Source organism: Streptomyces sp. DT224 (genome assembly GCF_049844595.1).
Taxonomy (GTDB): Bacteria; Actinomycetota; Actinomycetes; order Streptomycetales; family Streptomycetaceae; genus Streptomyces.
Map to the genome: position 1 here is coordinate 373898 of NZ_JBNCLI010000007.1, position 18797 is coordinate 392694.

Below are 18797 nucleotides of genomic sequence, written 5' to 3' on the forward strand. Positions count from 1 at the left end.
GCTCCTGGGGTCCACAGCCGATAAGGGAGGGCTCCACCCTATCGAGCCCCGGGGACGGCAAAGAGCCCCGTCCAGCGGATGGACGGGGCTCTCGCCGTGGCGATCAGAACGGGTGATCAGTGGTGGCCGTGGCCGCTGGTGATCTCCTTGTACTCCTCGGCGGTGGGCTTGGCGATCTGGTTGTCCTCGCCGTACAGGCTCTTGCTGAGCCGCGCCCGGACCTTGGTGATCCTGGAGACCTTGCGCTCCACACCGTTCTCGTCGACCGTCGGGCCGATCTCGAGCGGCTTGTACTGCTCGTGCGCGGTGAGCTTGTACCGCGCCTCCGGCGACAGCGGCTCGTGGACCTCGACGAACTCACCGTGCGGCAGCCGCTTGATGAGCCCGGACTCGCGGCCGTGCAGCACCTTCTCCTTGTCGCGGCGCTGGAGGCCGAGGCAGATCCGCCGGGTCACGACGAACGCGATGACCGGGCCGACGAAGAAGGCGATACGGACGAACCAGCTGATCGAGTTGAGCGAGAGGCTGAAGTGCGTCGCCCAGATGTCGTTGCCGCCGCCGATCAGCATGACGAAGTAGATCGTCACCCAGGCGACGCCGAGGGCCGTCCGGGTCGGCGCGTTGCGCGGCTTGTCCAGGATGTGGTGCTCGCGCTTGTCACCGGTGATCCAGGACTCGATGAACGGCCACAGGGCCAGCGCACCGAGGACCACACCGAACAGGACCAGCGGGATGAACACGCCCAGGACCAGCGTGTGGCCCCAGAGGTTGATCTCCCAGCCCGGCATCACACGCACGAAGCCCTCGGCGAAGCCCATGTACCAGTCCGGCTGGGCGCCCGTGGACACCTGGTCGGGACGGTACGGACCGATGGCCCAGATCGGGTTGATCGAGGCGATCGCCGCGATGATCGCGATGAAGCCGAAGACCAGGAAGAAGAACCCGCCGGCCTTCGCCATGTACACCGGCAGCAGGGGCATGCCGACGACGTTCTTGTTCGTCTTGCCGGGACCCGCGAACTGGGTGTGCTTGTGGTAGAAGACCAGGATGAGGTGGCCGACCACGAGCCCGAGCATGATGCCCGGCAGCAGCAGGATGTGGATCGAGTAGAACCTCGCGATGATGTCGCCGCCGGGGAACTCCCCGCCGAACAGGAACATCGAGATGTACGTACCCACGATCGGCGTCGACAGGATCGCGCCCTGGGTGAAGCGGACACCCGTACCGGAGAGCAGGTCGTCCGGCAGCGAGTAACCGGTGAAACCGGTGAACATGCCGAGGACGAACAGCAGGAAGCCGAAGAGCCAGTTGATCTCGCGCGGCTTGCGGTACGCACCGGTGAAGAAGACGCGCATCATGTGCACGAACATGCCGGCCAGGAAGATGACCGCGGCCCAGTGGTGGATCTGCCGGACCAGCAGACCACCGCGGACGTCGAAGCTGATGTTCAGCGTCGAGGCGTACGCCTCCGACATCCGGATGCCCTGCATGGGCTCGTACGGGCCGTGGTAGACGACCTCGTTCATGCTCGGGTGGAAGAACAGCGTCAGATACACACCCGTGAGGATGATGATGATGAAGCTGTAGAGGCAGATCTCACCGAGCATGAAGGACCAGTGGTCCGGGAAGATCTTGCGCATGTTGGCCTTGGCGAGGGAGTAGATCCCCAGCCGGCCGTCCGCCCAGTCGGCCACCCGCTCGCCGGCGGGCGCCTTGCGGTTGCCCGGCGCTGCGGCGCCGGGCGTGTTCGTCGCAGTACTCATCCGCGCTCCCAGAATGCAGGACCGACGGGCTCTTCGAAGTCACCGAGCGCCTGGAGGTTGCCCTCGCTGTTCACGCCGATCCGCAGCTGCGGGAGGGCGTGGCCGGCCGGACCGAAGATGACGCGGGCGCCGTCGGAGAGGTCGAAGGTGGACTGGTGGCACGGGCAGAGCACGTGGTGCGTCTGCTGCTCGTACAGGCTGATCGGGCAGCCGACGTGCGTGCAGATCTTCGAGAAGGCCACGATGCCCTCGTGCGCCCACTCGCGCTCGCGCTTGTCCTTGATGTCGTCCGGCTCGATGCGGATGATCATCAGGGCGGCCTTGGCGATCTGCGTCTGGAAGTCCTCGTCGTGCTCCTCCAGGCCCTCGGGCATGGCGAAGGTCAGCGAACCGACGACGACGTCCTCGGGGCGCAGCGGCTCCATCGTGTTCATGTTGACGAGCTGCTTGCCCTCGGCCCACAGGGTCTTGCGGAGCTTCTTCTCCGGCAGCGGACCCAGGTCGCGCAGCAGCACCACGCCGGAGAGCGGCACCAGGGCCAGCGCACCGAACATCGTGTTGCGGATCAGCTTGCGCCGGCCGAGCGCGGACTCACGGGCGCCGTCCGCGAAGTCGGACAGGACCTTCGCCTTGACCTCGGGCGCCGCCTCGATGGGGTGCCGGTCGTCGGCGACCTCGACGTCGGACATCAGGGTGCGCGCCCAGTGGACGGCGCCCGCGCCGATCAGGAAGAGCGCCAGCCCCAGGGTCAGACCCAGGGAGAAGTTGAGCGCGCTGACATGACCGAACGGGAAGATGAAGACGATCTTGTCGACCGGGAAGATGACGTAGGAGGCGATGAAGCCCACCGTCGCCAGCATGGACAACAGGAACATGAACGCGACGGTGCGCTCGGAGCGCTTCGCGGCCCGCTCGTCGATGTCCTGGATGCGCGGCTTGTGGGCCGGCAGCCCCGGGTCGGCGAACGGGTCGTCGTGCGCCTTGTCTACCGCGTCGTGCGCGGCGCCCTGCTCGTCGGGCAGGTTCTCTTCTGGAATCTCTTGGCTACTCATGACTTCTTGGCCTTAGCGGTGTGGGCCGCGACCCAAATGGCAACTGCGATCAGACCGCCCAGACCGAAGATCCAGCCGAACAGGCCCTCGCTGACCGGACCCAGGCCACCGAGTGCGAGGCCGCCGGGGGACTCGGCTTCGGAGCCGTTCACGGTCTTGACGTAGGCGATGATGTCCCGCTTCTGCTTCTCGGGCATCGTCGAGTCCGGGAAGGACGGCATGTTCTGCGGGCCGGTCAGCATGGCCTCGTAGATGTGCTTCGGGTCCACGCCGTCCAGGTCCGGCGCGTACTTGCCGTGCGTCAGCGCGCCACCCTTGCCGGTGAAGTTGTGGCACTGCGCGCAGTTGGTACGGAACAGGTCGCCACCCTTGGCGATGTCCGCACCCTCAGGGCTGACCTGGCTCTTGGTCGGGACGGCCGGACCGGCGCCGAGCGACGCGACGTAGGCCGCGAGCTGGTCGATCTCGGCCTGGCTGTAGATGACCTTCTTCTTCGGTACCTGGGCGCCCGGCTGCTGCGCGGGCATGCGGCCCGTACCGACCTGGAAGTCCACGGCGGCGGAGCCCACGCCGACAAGCTGCGGCCCGTCGGAGGTGCCCTGACCGCCGGTTCCGTGGCAGCTGGCGCAACCGACGGAGTACAGCTTCTTGCCCTCGTCGATGGCGAGGGACTGGGCGGTGTCGTCGGCCTGCGCCTTACTCGCGGGCGCGAACGCGGCGTACAGCCCCCCGGTGGCCGCCAGCGCGAGGAATAGTACGACGACCGCCGCCAACGGATGGCGTCGTCGTGCGGAGAGCTTTTTCACGGATTACCCCGGTGTCAGGATCTTCTGCGTCGATGCTGGATGTGGTTCGGGCTCGGGCCCGGTTACTTGATCATGTAGATCGTGGCGAAGAGGCCGATCCACACGACATCGACGAAGTGCCAGTAATAGGACACGACGATGGCGGCGGTCGCCTGTTCATGGGTGAACCTCTTGGCCGCGTATGTCCTGCCCAGGACGAGCAGGAAGGCGATGAGACCGCCTGTCACATGCAGACCGTGGAAGCCGGTGGTCAGGTAGAACACCGAACCGTACGGGTCGGAGGACAGCGAGAGGCCGTCCTTCTTCACCAGCTCGGTGTACTCGAAGACCTGGCCTCCGATGAAGATCGAACCCATCACGAAAGTGATCACGAACCACGCACGGAGCTTCTTCACATCGCCCCGCTCCGCGGCGAAGACGCCGAGCTGGCAGGTGAGTGAGGAGAGCACCAGGATCGTGGTGTTCGTCGCCGAGAACGGGAAGTTCAGGGCGGACGCCATTTCCTTCCAGTGTTCCGGTCCGGTCACCGATCGCAGGGTGAAGTACATCGCGAAGAGGGCCGCGAAGAACATCAGCTCGGAACTCAACCAGATGATGGTTCCGACGCTGGTGAGGTTCGGCCGATTGACCGACGGGTGCGCGTGCCCGGTTTCTACTGTCGTTGCTGTCGCCACGACCGACATTATGTCGGTCGCTTATCCCGCCCTCACTCCGGGGGGTGCCGTTCGGTGTGTCAGAGGGGTGTGTCCTGCCCGAACGGCCCATGGAAGGGCTGTGCGAACCGGTGCTGACAGGCTGTCGGGCGGAGTACGATCCGCGCATCGGACGGCTCTCGCCCACCGAGCGCCCCGAGTGCCCCGAAGACACGGATGTCACGGAGGAACCATGCAGCCGACCGCCACGGTCCTGGTCTACAGCGACAACGCGCACACCCGTGAGCAGGTGAGGCTGGCAGCAGGGCGCAGGCCCGCGGCGGACGTGCCGCCGGTGGAGTTCCTGGAGTGCGCCACCCTGCCCGCCGTCCTGGACGCCCTGGAGCACGGGGGCGTCGACGTCTGCGTGCTGGACGGCGAGACCGCTCCGGCGGGCGGCATGGGCGTCTGCCGGCAGATCAAGGACGAGATCTTCCGCTGCCCGCCGGTCCTGGTCCTCATCGGGCGCCCGCAGGACGCCTGGCTGGCCACCTGGAGCCGCGCCGACGCCGCGGTGACGCTGCCGGTGGAGCCGGTGGAGTTCGCGGACGCCCTGGCCGCCCTGCTGCGCACACGGCTGTCCGTGGGGGCCTGAGCCCCCACGGACAGGTTTCACGGTCAGACCTGGGGGCGCAGCCGCGCCGCCTCGACCGTGTCGACCCGCGGCGCGGTGGTGTCGTTCTTCAGCGCGCTGCCCTTCTGCCACTTGGCCCAGGACAGGTTCCAGTCGCCGTAGCCGTTGTCGAAGGGCGTCATCGTCTCGCCGTCGCTGCCGACGACGCTGACGATGTCGCCCTCGCGCACGGTGTTGAAGAACCACTCGGCCTCGCTGGTGCTCATGCCGGTGCAGCCGTGGCTGACGTTGGCGTACCCCTGCGAGCCGGTGGACCAGGGCGCCGCGTGCACGTATTCACCGCTCCATGTCACCCGGGTGGCCCAGTAGACGTCGAGGTCGTACGAGTCCGAGGACCCGGCGGCGATTCCGATGGACTCCCCGCGCATACGTACGTACTGCTCCTTGCCGAGCACGACCTTGACGCCGTTGCGCGTGTCGAACCCGGGTTTGCCCGTGGTGACGGGGATGGTGTTGATCACTTCGCCGTTGCGGAGCACCGTCATGGAGTGCTCGGAGGCGTCCGTGATGGCCTCTATGCGGTCCCCCGTGGTGATCTTCAGCGCCTTGGCGGGGGCCCCGTAGAGCGCGTTGGTGACCTTTATGCCGGTCAGGTTGGAGCTGACCTCGATGTCGGCCTTCGCCGGCCAGTACTCCTTGGGCCGGTAGTGCAGCGTCTTGTCGTCGACCCAGTACCAGGAGCCGACGACCGCGGGCGTGGAGCGCACCCGCAGGCCGCGCTCGACGGTGGCCCGTGAGGCGTTGTCCGTGACGGGGGCGCTGAGCGTGGCGACGAGGGGCTGGCCGACGCCGTAGGTGCCCGCCCGGGGACCGAAGGTGACCTTGAGGAACTTGGTGGCCTTGGCGGTGTCGAAGGACATCGTGCGGGTGCCCGGGGCCCCGTCGCCGTCCTCCATGCGGACCTTGACGGTGTAACGGGTCCCTGCGGCCAGCGGAGCGGTGGAGTGCCACCGGTGTCCGTCGGCGTCGAGTTCGCCCGCCAGATGGCGCCCTGCGGCGTCCACGGCCGATACGTCGGTGATCCGGCCGTCGTCGGCGTCGACCCGGATCTCCAGCGGCTTGTCGGGGTCGACCTTCTTGCCGCCGTCGGGCGTGTTGAAGGACACCTCGTCGGCCGCGTCGAACGGCTGGGCCGACAGGGGGTGGTTGTCGGAATCCCCGCAGGCTGCCGCCCCGGCGACCAAGGTCGCGGCCAGCAGAGTGCAGCTCACTACGGGACGGATGCGCAGCGTGTGGTTCATGGACTCAACGTAAGAACATTCGTCCGTTTCAGCGCGCGGGACGACTGCAAACGGGGGGCCGGCCACTTCTCGTCGAAGTGTCGGCCCCCCGTCAGGTGGAGCGGTGTGCTACCGGCGGGCCGGTCTCACTGGGTGCGGTTCTCACCGCGGTAGTACTCGAACACCCAGCCGAAGAGGCCGACCAGCAGAAGCGGCGCCGAGAAGAACAGCAGCCACCAGCCGAAGACGACGCCCAGGAAGCCGAAGGCACCGCCGATCGCCAGCGAGAGCGGCTGCCAGCTGTGCGGGGAGAAGAACCCCACCTCGCCGGCCTCGTCCGCGACGTCGGCCTCCTTGTTGTCCTGCGCCATCGCGTCGACCCGCCGGGCCGTGAAGGCCAGGTAGAAGCCGATCATGAGGCTCAGGCCGAACGCGAGGACCAGCGCGGTGGTGCCGACGGGCTCCTTCGACCACACGCCGTACGTGACGGCCATGACGAGGATGAAGAGCGCCAGACCGAGGAACATCTTGCCCTGGATCTTCACTTGCCCGCCTCCTTGCCGCCGGCGAGGGCCTTGTCACCCTCGGAGGCGTGGTCCAGCTGCTCCAGCGCCGTGATCTCCGGGTGGTGCAGGTCGAACGCCGGGGATTCGGAGCGGATACGGGGCAGCGTGAGGAAGTTGTGCCGCGGCGGCGGGCAGGAGGTCGCCCACTCCAGCGAACGGCCGTAGCCCCACGGGTCGTCCACCTCGATCTTCTTGCCGTACTTGGCGGTCTTCCAGACGTTGTAGAAGAACGGCAGGATCGACAGGCCGAGCAGGAACGAGGAGATGGTCGAGATGGTGTTCAGCGCGGTGAAGCCGTCCGCGGCGAGGTAGTCCGCGTAACGCCGCGGCATGCCCTCCGCGCCCAGCCAGTGCTGCACCAGGAACGTGCCGTGGAAGCCCACGAACAGCGTCCAGAAGGTGATCTTGCCGAGCCGCTCGTCCAGCATCTTGCCGGTGAACTTCGGCCACCAGAAGTGGAATCCGGAGAACATCGCGAACACCACGGTGCCGAAGACGACGTAGTGGAAGTGCGCGACCACGAAGTACGAGTCCGAGACGTGGAAGTCCATCGGCGGCGAGGCCAGGATGACGCCGGTCAGACCACCGAAGGTGAAGGTGATCAGGAAGCCGACCGCCCAGAGCATCGGTGTCTCGAAGGAGAGCGAGCCCTTCCACATGGTGCCGATCCAGTTGAAGAACTTCACCCCGGTGGGCACCGCGATGAGGAACGTCATGAAGGAGAAGAACGGCAGGAGCACACCGCCGGTGACGTACATGTGGTGCGCCCACACGGTCACCGAGAGGCCGGCGATGGAGATCGTCGCGGCCACCAGGCCGATGTAACCGAACATCGGCTTGCGGCTGAAGACAGGGATCACTTCGGAAATGATCCCGAAGAACGGCAAGGCGATGATGTACACCTCTGGATGCCCGAAGAACCAGAAGAGGTGTTGCCATAGCAAGGCGCCGCCGTTGGCCGCGTCGAATACATGGGCCCCGAATTTGCGGTCCGCCTCCAGGGCGAACAGCGCGGCCGCCAGGACCGGGAAGGCGAGCAGGACCAGCACACCGGTCAGCAGCACGTTCCAGGTGAAGATCGGCATGCGGAACATCGTCATGCCGGGCGCGCGCATGCAGATGATCGTGGTGATGAAGTTGACCGAACCGAGGATCGTGCCGAAGCCGGAGAAGGCCAGACCCATGATCCACATGTCGGCGCCGACACCCGGCGAACGGACGGCGTCCGAGAGCGGGGAGTAGGCGAACCACCCGAAGTCGGCGGCACCCTGCGGGGTGATGAAGCCGGCCACCGCGATGATCGAGCCGAAGAGGTACAGCCAGTACGCGAACATGTTCAGCCGCGGGAACGCCACGTCGGGCGCGCCGATCTGCAGCGGCATGATCCAGTTCGCGAACCCGGCGAACAGCGGCGTCGCGAACATCAGCAGCATGATCGTGCCGTGCATCGTGAACGCCTGGTTGAACTGCTCGTTCGACATGATCTGCGTGCCCGGCCGGGCCAGCTCGGCGCGCATGAAGAGCGCCATCAGGCCGCCGATGCAGAAGAAGGCGAACGATGTGACCAGGTACATCGTGCCGATCGTCTTGTGGTCAGTGGTGGTCAGCCACTTGATGACGACGTTCCCCGGCTGCTTGCGCCGGACCGGCAGCTCGTCCTCGTACGAGTCGTCTGCTGCCGCGGCACCCTGAGGTTCGTTGAGGATGCTCACAGTTTGTTCGTCTCCGCATTCCTGGCCGGGTCAGTCTGCTCGATGCCGGCCGGCACGTAGCCCTTCTGGCCCTTCTTCGCCAGCTCCTTGAGGTGCGCCTGATAGCGCTCCGGGGAGACGACCTTGACGTTGAAGAGCATCCGGGAGTGGTCGACGCCGCAGAGCTCGGCGCACTTGCCCATGAAGGTGCCCTCCTGGGTGGGAGTCACCTCGAAGGCGTTGGTGTGGCCCGGAATGACGTCCTGCTTCATGAGGAACGGCACCACCCAGAAGGAGTGGATGACGTCACGCGAAGTCAGAATGAAACGGACCTTCTCCCCCTTGGGCAGCCACAGGGTGGGACCCGGGTTACCGGTGTCCACGTCCTTGTCGCCCGGGATGCCGACGTCGTAGACGCCGTCCGCACCCTTGGGGAAGTCCTTGCGGAACCTGTTCGGGATGGCGTCGAGCTCCTTGGGGACCTCGTTGCCCGTGGCGGCGGAGCCGTCCACGTTCTCGATGTAGTTGAAGCCCCAGCTCCACTGGTAGCCGACCACGTTGATGGTGTGGGCGGGCTTCGGGGAGAGCGTGAGGAGCTTCGTCTCGTCCCGGGCGGTGAAGTAGAACAGCACCGAGACGATGATCAGGGGGACCACGGTGTACAGCGCCTCGATGGGCATGTTGTACCGGGTCTGCGGAGGTACCTCCACCTTGGTGCGGCTGCGCCGGTGGAAGATGACGCTCCACAGGATCAGGCCCCAGACCAGGACGCCCGTGGCGAGCGCTGCCGCCCACGAGCCCTGCCAGAGGGAAAGGATCCGTGGGGCCTCTTCCGTTACCGGCGTAGGCATACCAAGGCGGGGGAAGTCCTTGTACGTGCAACCGGTGGCGGTCGCCAGGATCAGGCCCGCAGTCAGCACCTGCGGCAGCTTCCGCCGCATCGGGCGCCGCGACGAGCGGTCGGAGCCGTTGGGACTCACGTAGCGCCTTCCCGAGAGTCTCGCCCGCACGGTCGGCGCGGCCGTCTCGCTGGTCGGTCGCCGGCCCTGTACGGGCAGGGGTTTGGATGTTTATGCGGACCAAACCCTACTGGACGCTATTTGGGGTCGCGCGGGGAGGGTGCCCAACGCGCCGCCCGACTCCCCGAAGGGGTGGAATTCGCGCCTCCGGCCGCCATCTGACGCCCCCTCCACCTGGCGGAGCGGCCGGTGGCGGGCGATGGGGCGCTCCGGGCTAGCGTGACCGGGTGCCCTACTTCGACGCGGCGTCCGCCGCCCCCCTGCACCCCGTAGCCCGCCAGGCGCTGCTTGCCGCGCTGGACGAGGGCTGGGCCGATCCGGCCCGGCTGCACCGCGAGGGACGCCGCGCCCGGCTGCTGCTCGACGCGGCCCGGGAGGCCGCCGCCGAGGCCGTCGGGTGCCGCCCCGACGAGCTCACGTTCACCTCGTCGGGCACCCGGGCGGTGCATTCCGGAATTTCCGGCGCGCTCGCCGGCCGTCGGCGTGTCGGACGCCGTCTGGTGGTGTCGGCGGTCGAACACTCGTCGGTCCTCCACGCGGCGGCGGACCACGAGGACCGGGGCGGCACGGTCGCCCGGGTCCCGGTGGAGCGGACCGGCGCGGTGGACGCACAGACGTTCGGGCGGGCGCTGACCGAGGACACCGCGCTGGCCTGCCTCCAGTCCGCCAGCCACGAGGTGGGCACCGAACAGCCGGTGGCCGAGGCGGCCGGGCTGTGCCGGGCGGCCGGGGTCCCGCTGCTGGTGGACGCCGCGCAGTCGCTGGCCTGGGGCCCGGTGCCGGAGGGCTGGTCGCTGCTGGCGGGCAGCGCGCACAAGTGGGGCGGGCCGGCCGGGGTCGGGCTGCTCGCGGTGCGCAAGGGGGTCCGGTTCGCGCCCCAGGGACCCGTGGACGAGCGCGAGTCGGGCCGCGCGCCGGGGTTCGAGAACCTGCCGGCGATCGTCGCGGCGGCCGCGTCCCTGCGCGCGGTGCGGGCGGAGGCGGACGCGGAGGGCGCCCGGCTGCGGGCGCTGGTGGACCGGATCCGGGACCGGGTGCCCGTACTGGTGCCCGATGTGGAGGTGGTCGGCGATCCGGTGCGGCGGCTGCCGCATCTGGTGACCTTCTCCTGTCTCTATGTCGACGGGGAGACCTTGCTCGGGGAGCTGGACCGGGCCGGTTTCTCCGTCTCGTCCGGTTCGTCCTGCACGAGCAGCACACTGACGCCGAGCCATGTGCTCAAGGCGATGGGCGTCCTGTCCGAGGGGAACGTCCGCGTGTCGCTGCCCCGGGGCACCACGGACGAGGACGTCGACCGTTTCCTGGAGGTGCTGCCGGGCCTGGTCGCCGGGGTCCGCGAGAAGCTGGACGCGCCGGCCGCCGCGGCCCCCTCCCCCGCCCCGGACGACTCGCTGGTGGTCGACGCGCTCGGGAAGCGGTGCCCGATCCCGGTGATCGAACTCGCAAAGGTGATCGGAGGGGTCCCGGTGGGCGCCACGGTGACCGTGCTCTCCGACGACGAGGCGGCCCGGCTGGACATCCCGGCCTGGTGCGCGATGCGCGAACAGGAGTACGTGGGCGAGGAGCCGGCGGACCGGGGCGCGGCCTATGTGGTCCGCCGGCTCTCCTGAGCGACGCGTCAGACGAGGTGCGCGTGGACCTCGGCGGCGGCCTCGTGGCCGTACGCCTTGGTGAAGCGGTCCATGAAGTGGGTGCGGTGCAGGGTGTACTCCTGGGTGCCCACGGTCTCGATGACGAGCGTGGCGAGCATGCAGCCGACCTGGGCGGCCCGCTCCAGGCCGACGCCCCAGGCGAGACCGGAGAGGAATCCGGCCCGGAAGGCGTCGCCGACGCCGGTCGGGTCGGCCTTGACGTTCTCCTCGGGGCAGCCGACCTCGATGGGCTCCTCGCCGGCCCGCTCGATGCGCACGCCCTGGGCGCCGAGCGTGGTGACCCGGTGGCCGACCTTGCCCAGGATCTCCTCGTCGGTCCAGCCGGTCTTGGACTCGATGAGCCCCTTCTCGTACTCGTTGGAGAAGAGGTACGTGGCGCCGTCGAGGAGGATGCGGATCTCGTCGCCGCCCATGCGGGCGATCTGCTGCGAGAAGTCGGCGGCGAACGGGATGCCGCGCGTCCGGCACTCCTCCGTGTGGCGGAGCATGGCCTCCGGGTCGTCGGCGCCGATGGAGACGAGGTCGAGGCCGCCCACGCGGTCGGCGACGGCCTTGAGCTCGATGAGGCGGGCCTCGCTCATGGCGCCGGTGTAGAAGGAGCCGATCTGGTTGTGGTCGGCGTCCGTCGTGCAGACGAAGCGGGCGGTGTGCAGGACCTCGGAGATCCGCACCGAGCCGGTGTCGACGCCGTGCCGGTCGAGCCAGGCGCGGTACTCGTCGAAGTCGGAGCCGGCCGCTCCGACCAGGATCGGCTTGGTGCCGAGCAGGCCCATGCCGAAGCAGATGTTGGCGGCCACCCCTCCCCGGCGTACGTCCAGGTTGTCGACCAGGAAGGAGAGCGAGACCGTGTGCAGCTGGTCGGCGACCAGCTGGTCGGCGAAGCGGCCGGGGAAGGTCATGAGGTGGTCGGTGGCGATGGAGCCGGTGACTGCGATACGCACGGGGAGACGTCTCCTGCGGAGTCGAAGGGGAACGGATGTCCGCGTCCCAGGGGTGACGTGACAGTTCACGCTACCCGCTCCCGCCGGCCTCGAAGCGGAAAAACTACCCGATAGTAGGGCTTTCTTCGCGGGCTTCAAGGTGCCTACGGTGCCGTTATGCCGAACCACATCGCCCCGCCCGAGTCCGAGACCGGTCTGGCCGAGCTGCGCGGAGACTGCGCACGGATGGCCCCGCACTGGGTGGTCCCCGCGAAGGCCGCCCCCGCCCGGGTCACGCCGGCCCTGATCCACGGCGTCACCGTGCCGCCCGCCTCCGCCCGGCTGCTCGACTCCATGGAGGACAGGCCGTAGCCCCGGCGGGAACCAGGTGCCCCGCCGATCCGTCCCAGCCCTGTCCGCCCCACGCGGCGGACCGTGCGCCGGCCGGGCGCACGGCGGCGATGCAGGCGAAGGAGCGATCCGGTGAGCACCGAGCGACCCGACAACGACGTGACCACCACCCGGCGGCGTTCCCCGCTGGTCGCGGCCTCGGTGGCGGCCGCCGTCCTGCTGGCCGGTGGCGGCGGCGCGTACTGGGCCGCGACCGCGGCGGACGGCGGCGACGGCAGGCGGAGCACGGCGTCCGGCGGTGGCGGGGCTCCCCCGCCCCTGGCCCTGGACGACGCCGGTACGCCGACCGCCCCCTCCCGCGAGGGCATCGCCCCCGGCGAGCCGGACCCGCACGGCGGGCGGCTGGTCTACCGCGCGTCCGGCAAGCTGCCGGACGGGCCGGAGAAGGCCGCCGTCCAGCGCGCCGGAGGCACGGTGACGGCCGCCGAGGTGGCCAGGCTGGCGAAGGCCCTCGGGCTGGCGGGCACCCCGCAGCCGGAGGGCACGTCCTGGAAGGTCGGCTCAGACGGGGACGGCTCGGGTCCGGTGCTGCGGGTGAACAAGCAGGCGCCGGGGAGCTGGACCTTCACCCGCTACGGCTCCGGCGGGACGGACCACTGCAAGAAGGGGGCCGTCTGCTCGGTTGCCCCGGGCGGCTCCGGGGAGCCGGTGGACGAGAAGACCGCGAAGGCCGCTGCCGCGCCGGTGCTGAAGGCGGCGGGCCAGGACGACGCGGCGCTCGACGCGCACCAGCTCATGGGCTCGGTCCGGGTGGTGAACGCCGATCCGGTGGTGGGCGGGCTGCCCACGTACGGCTGGGCGACCGGCATCCAGGTGGGCCCGGACGGCCGGGTGACCGGGGGTGCCGGAAAGCTGAAGGCCCTGGAGAAGGGCGACGCCTATCCGGTGATCGGCGCGGCCGAGGCGCTCAAGCGGCTCAACGCCGCGCAGCCGCCGGCCGGGGAGATCGGCGGGTGCGCCTCGCCGGCCCCGCTGTCGGACGGGGTCGGCTGCGGAGCGAGGACCGGTGCGGAGCGGCCCGCGACGACGGTGACGGTGGAGAAGGCGGTCTTCGGCCTGGCGGTGCACACGACGGGCGGCGAGCAGTTGCTCGTACCGTCCTGGATCTTCTCGGTGAAGCCGGCCGGGGGCGTCGGTGACACGGTCACGCAGGTGGCGGTGGACCCGGAGTACCTGACGCGGGAGCCGGTGCCGGGCACGTCACCGGACGGCGAGGGCACGACGAAGGCCCGGGCGGTCCAGTCGTACAGCGCGGACGGGCGGACGCTCTCGGTGACGTTCTGGGGCGGGGTGTGCAGTACGTACACGGCGGGCGCGCGTGAGGACGGGGACGCGGTCCGGGTGACGGTGACCGAGAAGAAGGACCCGGGCAAGGTCTGCGTGATGGTCGCGAAGGAGCTGACCCGTACGGTCACGCTGGAACGGCCGCTGGACGGCCGGAAGGTCGTGGACGAGGCGTCGGGCTCCGTGGTGCCGCGCGCCTGAGCCGTCCCGTACGACATACGACAGCGGCGGGCCCGGGACCGAAGTCCCGGGGCCGCCGCCTCGACGCTGTGGCGCGACTCAGCTGAAGGAGTCGCCGCAGGCGCAGGAACCCGTGGCGTTCGGGTTGTCGATGGTGAAGCCCTGCTTCTCGATGGTGTCGACGAAGTCGACCGAGGCGCCGCCCAGGTACGGGGCGCTCATGCGGTCGGTGACGACCTTCACGCCGCCGAAGTCCTTGACGACGTCGCCGTCGAGGGAGCGCTCGTCGAAGAAGAGCTGGTAGCGCAGGCCCGAGCAGCCGCCGGGCTGGACGGCGACGCGAAGCGCCAGGTCGTCACGGCCTTCCTGCTCCAGCAGGGCCTTGACCTTGGCTGCGGCGGCGTCGGACAGGAGGATGCCGTCGCTCACGGTGGTGGTCTCGTCCGATACGGACATCTGCTTCTCTCCCGGGTTGTACGGAGACTGCTTGCCGACGTAGCAACCGTCGGGGCCGCGGATTCATTCCGGGCCGAGCGCTTGCCTGTTCCCTTCATGCTCGCACACCCGTCCTGCGGGCGGATGCGTCACATTGACGCTTTCGGCATCGTCAAAGTGACGTGAAGCGGCTATGATAGATAGCGTCAATTAGACGAAAAGGCTTTCTCCGCAGAGAAGTCCGCAGAAGAAAGGGTGCGTGACGTGACCACGGCCCACCCCGTCCAGGATCTCGATGTCCAGCCGTCGCCGCTCGCGCTGCTCCTGCTGGGCCGCGACGCCGACCCCAGGAGCGAGCGCGGTGTCGAGTGCCCCGGCGACCTGCCCTCCCCGTCCGACCCGGACCTGGTGGCGCGCGCCCGCGCGGCCAAGGAGAAGCTGGGCGAGAAGGTCTTCGTCCTGGGCCACCACTACCAGCGTGACGAGGTCATCCAGTTCGCGGACGTGACCGGGGACTCGTTCAAGCTCGCCCGGGACGCCGCGGCCCGCCCGGAGGCGGAGTACATCGTCTTCTGCGGTGTGCACTTCATGGCCGAGTCGGCGGACATCCTGACCACCGACGACCAGAAGGTCGTGCTGCCGGACCTGGCGGCGGGCTGCTCGATGGCCGACATGGCCACCGCGGAGCAGGTCGCGGAGTGCTGGGACGTGCTGACCGAGGCGGGTGTCGCCGAGCAGGTCGTGCCCGTGTCGTACATGAACTCCTCCGCCGACATCAAGGCGTTCACCGGCCGGCACGGCGGCACGATCTGCACCTCGTCCAACGCGAAGCGCGCCCTGGAGTGGGCCTTCGAGCAGGGGGAGCCCTCGGCAGTCAAGGTGCTCTTCCTGCCCGACCAGCACCTGGGCCGCAACACCGCCGTGCGGGACATGGGCATGTCCCTGGAGGACTGCGTCCTCTACAACCCGCACAAGCCGAACGGCGGCCTGACCGCCGAGGAGCTGCGCAACGCGAAGATGATCCTGTGGCGCGGCCACTGCTCGGTGCACGGCCGCTTCTCGGTGGAGTCCGTCAACGACGTGCGCGAGCGCATCCCCGGCGTCAACGTGCTGGTGCACCCCGAGTGCAAGCACGAGGTCGTGGCCGCCGCGGACTACGTCGGCTCGACGGAGTACATCATCAAGGCCCTGGAGGCGGCCCCGGCCGGTTCGAAGTGGGCGATCGGCACCGAGCTGAACCTCGTACGCCGCCTGGCGAACCGTTTCGCCCCCGAGGGCAAGGAGATCGTCTTCCTCGACAAGACGGTCTGCTTCTGCTCCACGATGAACCGCATCGACCTGCCGCACCTGGTGTGGACGCTGGAGTCCCTGGCCGAGGGCAAGCAGGTCAACCGGATCGTGGTGGACCCGGAGACGGAGAAGTACGCGAAGCTGGCGTTGGAGCGGATGCTGGCGCTGCCGTAACGGCCACCCCGTGCGGACGGCCGCCGCGCCCGGAACACCGGCGCGGCGGCCTCGGGGCGGGCCGCCTCCGCCGCCAGCGGTTCAAGCCCCGCCGGTGCCGGCCCCCGCGCCCGCCGCGCACGCCCTGGCTTCCTCGGCCTCCGTGGGCGCGAAGGCCGGAGCCAGCCGGTATCCCCGGCTCTCCGCGATCCGCAGGGCGTCCTGCAACGACTCCGCCAGGCGGACGCCGGTGAACCTCAACTCACGTGTGCCCACGCCCGTTTCGGCCAGCAGCGCCCGCGCCCCGCGCAACACGTACTGGGCCGAGTCGAGTAGGTCCGTCTCCACCTCGTCGGCCAGCCGCGACATCCGGCCACCGGGGTCGTCGCTGCTCAGGTAGCACGGCGTCCCGCTCTCGCCGACCACCGACCACGACTCACTCCCCCGAGCTGAGTTCCGCCCACTGGCGCCGCAGCAGCTACAGCAATTCCAACGGGGGCGAATGCGTCGAGATCAGCGACGACTTCCCCGGCCTCGTCCCCGTCCGCGACAGCAAGAACCCGCAGGGCCCCGCGCTCGTCGTCAAGGCCGCCGCCTGGAGCGGGTTCGTCTCGTCCCTCAAGTAGGGCTCTGGAAGAGCGCATCGGCCTGTCCCGCACGCGCGTGTGGGACAGGCCGTCTCTTTATCACCCGAGCACCGGAAAGAGCCACGTTTGTCCGGACCGGCCCCGGGGCGCCCCATCCGTGCCTACGCTGCTGTCCTCTTCGGCGGCATGAGTTACGGAAAGGCGGGGCGCCGGGATGGCCTATGAGGTGGGAACGGTCGATGGCGGGGAGCGCGAGCCCGTGGGAACGGCGCGGAGTGATCTCGCGGGAGCAGTGGCGCCCGCGCGGGAGGCCGTGGAGATCTGCCGGGAGCTCGCCGCGCGCGACCCGGCCGCCGCGCACCGGCAGGAACTGGCCACGGCACTCCACAACCTGGCGAACCGGCTCTCGGTCACCGGGGACCACGAGGGCGCGCTCGCCCACGCACGCGAGGCCGCGCGAACGTTCGCCGCGCTCTCCCAGGAGCAGCCGGAGGTCTTCCGGCCGGATCTCGCCCGGTCCCTGACATCCATGGCCGACAAGACCGCCGCCACCGGGGACCGCACCACGGCGGTGCTGTTCGCGCGCCAGGCCCTCCAGCTCCAGCGCGAAGTCGTCAAGAGCACCCCCTTGACCGGCCTCCCCGGGCTGGCCGCGATGCTCAGCGACCTCGCGACGCATCTGACCGCCGACGGTGAGCCCGCGGAGGCCCTGACCCACGCCGAGGAGGCCGCCGGGCTCTACGAACGCCTCGCCGCCGAGGACCGGGAGGCGTTCCTCCCGGAATACGCGACGGTCCTCAGCACCGTCGGCAACCACCGCGCACGCCTGGGCGATCTGTCGGGGGCGGTCTCGGCGGGCCTGAAGGCGGTCGCCTTCCGCCGGGAACTCGCCGTACTGCAACCCGCCGTCTTCCGCCCGCAGCTGGCCACCGCGTTCGCCGACCTCGCCGCCCACCTGAACCGGGCCGGGGAGCCGGACGAAGGGCTGTCGGTCGCGAGGGAGGCCGTCGCGCTCCTGCGTGAACTCGTCCCGGAAGCCCTCGTTCTGCGCCCCACCCTCGCGGGAGCCCTCGGCACCCTGGCCCAGAATCTCGCCGACACCGGCAACCCTGCGGAGGCCCTGCCGGCGGCCCGGGAAGGGGTGCGGCTCTGGCGCCTCCTCGCAAAGGAGCAGAGCGGCACCCACCTCCCCGAGCTGGCGCTCGCCCTGCGGAACCTCGGCAAGCTGCGCGGGATGAACGACGACGCCGAAGGCGCCGTGGACACGGCGCGTGAAGCGGTCACCGCCTACCGCGCGCTGGCCGTGGAGAACCCGCGCGCCTTCGCGGACGATCTGGCGCAGGCAGTCGGGGACCTGGCCCGCTCGCTCGCCCGCACCGGCGACCACACCTCGGCGGCCGAGGCGTACGCGACCACCGCGGCCGAGTTCGCCGGGACCCATCCCGTGACCACCCGGCGCCTCGGCGTCGAGCGGAGCATCTTCCTGCTGGACTGCCCCGACCCGCTGCCCTCGGAGGGCGTACGCGCCCTCGTGTCGTTCCTCGGGCGGGACGCCGGCCTCGAAGCGGAGGACGGCCCGGACCTGGTGACCGTACGGGCGCGGCGGGCACTGCGCGCCCACGGCGACCGGGAGGAGGTGCGCGAGGCCTGGGAGGCGGAGACGCACGGCCCCGCGCCCGACTGGCTCTCGCTCTCCGCCGCGACGCTGGAGGCGGTGGGCACCTGGATGTTCGCGCCCGAGTGGACCGCGTCGCGCGATCTCTGGTCCCGGTACGCCGACACGCTCGGCGGTGAGGAGGCGGCGACGGCTCTCGAAGAACTGGCGCTCCTGGACCCGGCCACCGCACAGCAGCACGCCGCGCTCCGCGAGTTCGTCCTCGACCACGGCGTGACCGCCGCCTACGATCCGCTGATCCTCTCGGAGCAGCTGGCCGCGTGGGTGGGCTGCGCGTCCTGGGCCGAGTCGCGGGCGTACCTCCAGGACCACCCGCGTCTGCTCCAGGTCCGGCCGTCCCCGGACACCCCGCTCTCGCACGTCGCCCTCCTCGATGTCTCCCGTGCAGAGGGGATGGACGCCGCCTACCGGCTGGTGGAGGACCGGGACGCGCTCCAGGCGTACGTGGACAGGGCGCTGGAGGCCGGTGACGGCACCTCCCTGATGCACGCGGCCGCCATCGAGGGGCAGGTCTTCGAGGACCGGCTGTCCTCCTTCGCCCACGCGCAGGTGAGCATGGTCCTCTCGGGGGCCGTCCAGGGCGTCGAACCGGAGGAGCTGGCCGAGCTGATCCCGCGCGCCCCGGAGGAGATCCGTGGCCGGCTGGTGCGGGAGATCGCGGGCCTCAGCGTCCGGTACGCGGAGCCGCACGGGGAGCTGTGGCTCCGCATGATCAAGGCGCTCAACGGGGCGGCCTGACGGTCACGGCCGCACGCGAAGGGGCCCGG

At 69.7% G+C, this 18797-nt stretch carries 18 protein-coding genes; 7 read left to right on the plus strand and 11 right to left on the minus strand.

All coding sequences use genetic code 11. The annotated features are described in order from the left end of the window. Positions 1–116 precede the first annotated feature (116 nt). From ACLQ2N_RS19950 to ACLQ2N_RS19965, 4 genes are all read right to left on the minus strand, one after another. On the minus strand, positions 117–1763 hold the full coding sequence (locus ACLQ2N_RS19950; RefSeq protein ID WP_425814802.1) for a cytochrome b: 1647 nt from the start codon (positions 1761–1763) through the stop codon (positions 117–119). Further along, positions 1760–2815 carry a Rieske 2Fe-2S domain-containing protein gene (locus ACLQ2N_RS19955; protein WP_425814804.1) on the minus strand — a complete coding sequence of 352 codons (1056 nt, stop codon included), beginning with the start codon at positions 2813–2815 and terminating at the stop codon, positions 1760–1762. The genes ACLQ2N_RS19950 and ACLQ2N_RS19955 overlap by 4 nt, the downstream gene beginning before the upstream one ends. Further along, entirely contained in the window at positions 2812–3621 is an 810-nt protein-coding gene (locus ACLQ2N_RS19960; protein WP_425814806.1) for a c-type cytochrome, read from the minus strand. Before ACLQ2N_RS19960 ends, ACLQ2N_RS19955 begins: the two co-directional genes overlap by 4 nt. 62 nt (positions 3622–3683) lie before the next feature. Then, positions 3684–4304, minus strand: coding sequence for an aa3-type cytochrome oxidase subunit III (locus ACLQ2N_RS19965; RefSeq protein ID WP_026171689.1), 621 nt, complete (start codon positions 4302–4304; stop codon positions 3684–3686). Positions 4305–4506: 202 nt separating this feature from the next. On the opposite strand from ACLQ2N_RS19965, the gene ACLQ2N_RS19970 reads away from it, so the two are divergent. Further along, positions 4507–4908: a hypothetical protein gene (locus ACLQ2N_RS19970; RefSeq protein ID WP_425814808.1), complete on the plus strand. Its 402-nt coding sequence runs from the start codon at positions 4507–4509 to the stop codon at positions 4906–4908. Positions 4909–4931: 23 nt separating this feature from the next. Here the strand turns inward: ACLQ2N_RS19970 and ACLQ2N_RS19975 are convergent, their stop codons facing one another. The 4 genes from ACLQ2N_RS19975 to coxB form a co-directional block, all read right to left on the minus strand. After that, positions 4932–6188 carry an Ig-like domain-containing protein gene (locus tag ACLQ2N_RS19975; RefSeq protein WP_425814810.1) on the minus strand — a complete coding sequence of 419 codons (1257 nt, stop codon included), beginning with the start codon at positions 6186–6188 and terminating at the stop codon, positions 4932–4934. A 125-nt stretch (positions 6189–6313) separates the two neighbouring features. Next, positions 6314–6712 carry an aa3-type cytochrome oxidase subunit IV gene (locus tag ACLQ2N_RS19980; protein WP_164399458.1) on the minus strand — a complete coding sequence of 133 codons (399 nt, stop codon included), beginning with the start codon at positions 6710–6712 and terminating at the stop codon, positions 6314–6316. Beyond that, positions 6709–8445, minus strand: a complete 1737-nt coding sequence (gene ctaD / locus ACLQ2N_RS19985; protein WP_425814812.1) for a cytochrome c oxidase subunit I — start codon at positions 8443–8445, stop codon at positions 6709–6711. Before ctaD ends, ACLQ2N_RS19980 begins: the two co-directional genes overlap by 4 nt. Continuing rightward, positions 8442–9404, minus strand: coding sequence for a cytochrome c oxidase subunit II (coxB, locus tag ACLQ2N_RS19990; protein WP_425814814.1), 963 nt, complete (start codon positions 9402–9404; stop codon positions 8442–8444). The genes ctaD and coxB overlap by 4 nt, the downstream gene beginning before the upstream one ends. A gap of 266 nt (positions 9405–9670) precedes the next feature. Between coxB and ACLQ2N_RS19995 the strand changes: the two genes are divergently transcribed. Next, a complete protein-coding gene (locus ACLQ2N_RS19995) occupies positions 9671–11053 on the plus strand; it encodes a cysteine desulfurase/sulfurtransferase TusA family protein (RefSeq protein ID WP_425814816.1) in 1383 nt (460 codons plus the stop codon). Between the two features lie 8 nt (positions 11054–11061). On the opposite strand, the gene ACLQ2N_RS20000 is transcribed toward ACLQ2N_RS19995, so the two are convergent. After that, complete coding sequence (locus ACLQ2N_RS20000; RefSeq protein ID WP_425814818.1) at positions 11062–12036, minus strand: carbohydrate kinase family protein; 975 nt, start codon at positions 12034–12036, stop codon at positions 11062–11064. Positions 12037–12192: 156 nt separating this feature from the next. Between ACLQ2N_RS20000 and ACLQ2N_RS20005 the strand changes: the two genes are divergently transcribed. Further along, positions 12193–12387 (plus strand): hypothetical protein, encoded by a 195-nt coding sequence (locus ACLQ2N_RS20005; protein ID WP_425814820.1) that lies wholly within the window; start codon positions 12193–12195, stop codon positions 12385–12387. A gap of 111 nt (positions 12388–12498) precedes the next feature. Further along, positions 12499–13911 (plus strand): hypothetical protein, encoded by a 1413-nt coding sequence (locus tag ACLQ2N_RS20010; RefSeq protein ID WP_425814822.1) that lies wholly within the window; start codon positions 12499–12501, stop codon positions 13909–13911. 78 nt (positions 13912–13989) lie between these two features. On the opposite strand, the gene ACLQ2N_RS20015 is transcribed toward ACLQ2N_RS20010, so the two are convergent. Further along, entirely contained in the window at positions 13990–14346 is a 357-nt protein-coding gene (locus ACLQ2N_RS20015) for an iron-sulfur cluster assembly accessory protein (RefSeq protein ID WP_014045490.1), read from the minus strand. Positions 14347–14580: 234 nt separating this feature from the next. On the opposite strand from ACLQ2N_RS20015, the gene nadA reads away from it, so the two are divergent. Then, on the plus strand, positions 14581–15789 hold the full coding sequence (gene nadA / locus ACLQ2N_RS20020; protein ID WP_425814824.1) for a quinolinate synthase NadA: 1209 nt from the start codon (positions 14581–14583) through the stop codon (positions 15787–15789). 81 nt (positions 15790–15870) lie between these two features. Here nadA and ACLQ2N_RS20025 read toward each other — a convergent pair whose 3' ends face one another. Next, a complete protein-coding gene (locus ACLQ2N_RS20025; RefSeq protein WP_425814826.1) occupies positions 15871–16194 on the minus strand; it encodes a hypothetical protein in 324 nt (107 codons plus the stop codon). Positions 16195–16217: 23 nt separating this feature from the next. Here ACLQ2N_RS20025 and ACLQ2N_RS20030 point away from each other — a divergent pair, with 23 nt between their 5' ends. After that, positions 16218–16394: a DUF397 domain-containing protein gene (locus ACLQ2N_RS20030; protein ID WP_425815044.1), complete on the plus strand. Its 177-nt coding sequence runs from the start codon at positions 16218–16220 to the stop codon at positions 16392–16394. Positions 16395–16569: 175 nt separating this feature from the next. Further along, entirely contained in the window at positions 16570–18768 is a 2199-nt protein-coding gene (locus ACLQ2N_RS20035; protein ID WP_425814828.1) for a tetratricopeptide repeat protein, read from the plus strand. The last annotated feature ends 29 nt before the right edge of the window (positions 18769–18797 follow it).

Excerpts from the sequence above, each read along its gene's own strand:
- ACLQ2N_RS19950 (WP_425814802.1), bottom strand. The coding sequence starts at position 1,763 with ATGAGTACTGCGACGAACACGCCCGGCGCCGCAGCGCCGGGCAACCGC.
- ACLQ2N_RS19955 (WP_425814804.1), bottom strand. The coding sequence starts at position 2,815 with ATGAGTAGCCAAGAGATTCCAGAAGAGAACCTGCCCGACGAGCAGGGC.
- ACLQ2N_RS19965 (WP_026171689.1), bottom strand. The coding sequence starts at position 4,304 with ATGTCGGTCGTGGCGACAGCAACGACAGTAGAAACCGGGCACGCGCAC.
- ACLQ2N_RS19970 (WP_425814808.1), top strand. The coding sequence starts at position 4,507 with ATGCAGCCGACCGCCACGGTCCTGGTCTACAGCGACAACGCGCACACC.
- ACLQ2N_RS19975 (WP_425814810.1), bottom strand. The coding sequence starts at position 6,188 with ATGAACCACACGCTGCGCATCCGTCCCGTAGTGAGCTGCACTCTGCTG.
- ACLQ2N_RS20005 (WP_425814820.1), top strand. The coding sequence starts at position 12,193 with ATGCCGAACCACATCGCCCCGCCCGAGTCCGAGACCGGTCTGGCCGAG.
- ACLQ2N_RS20015 (WP_014045490.1), bottom strand. The coding sequence starts at position 14,346 with ATGTCCGTATCGGACGAGACCACCACCGTGAGCGACGGCATCCTCCTG.
- ACLQ2N_RS20035 (WP_425814828.1), top strand. The coding sequence starts at position 16,570 with ATGGCCTATGAGGTGGGAACGGTCGATGGCGGGGAGCGCGAGCCCGTG.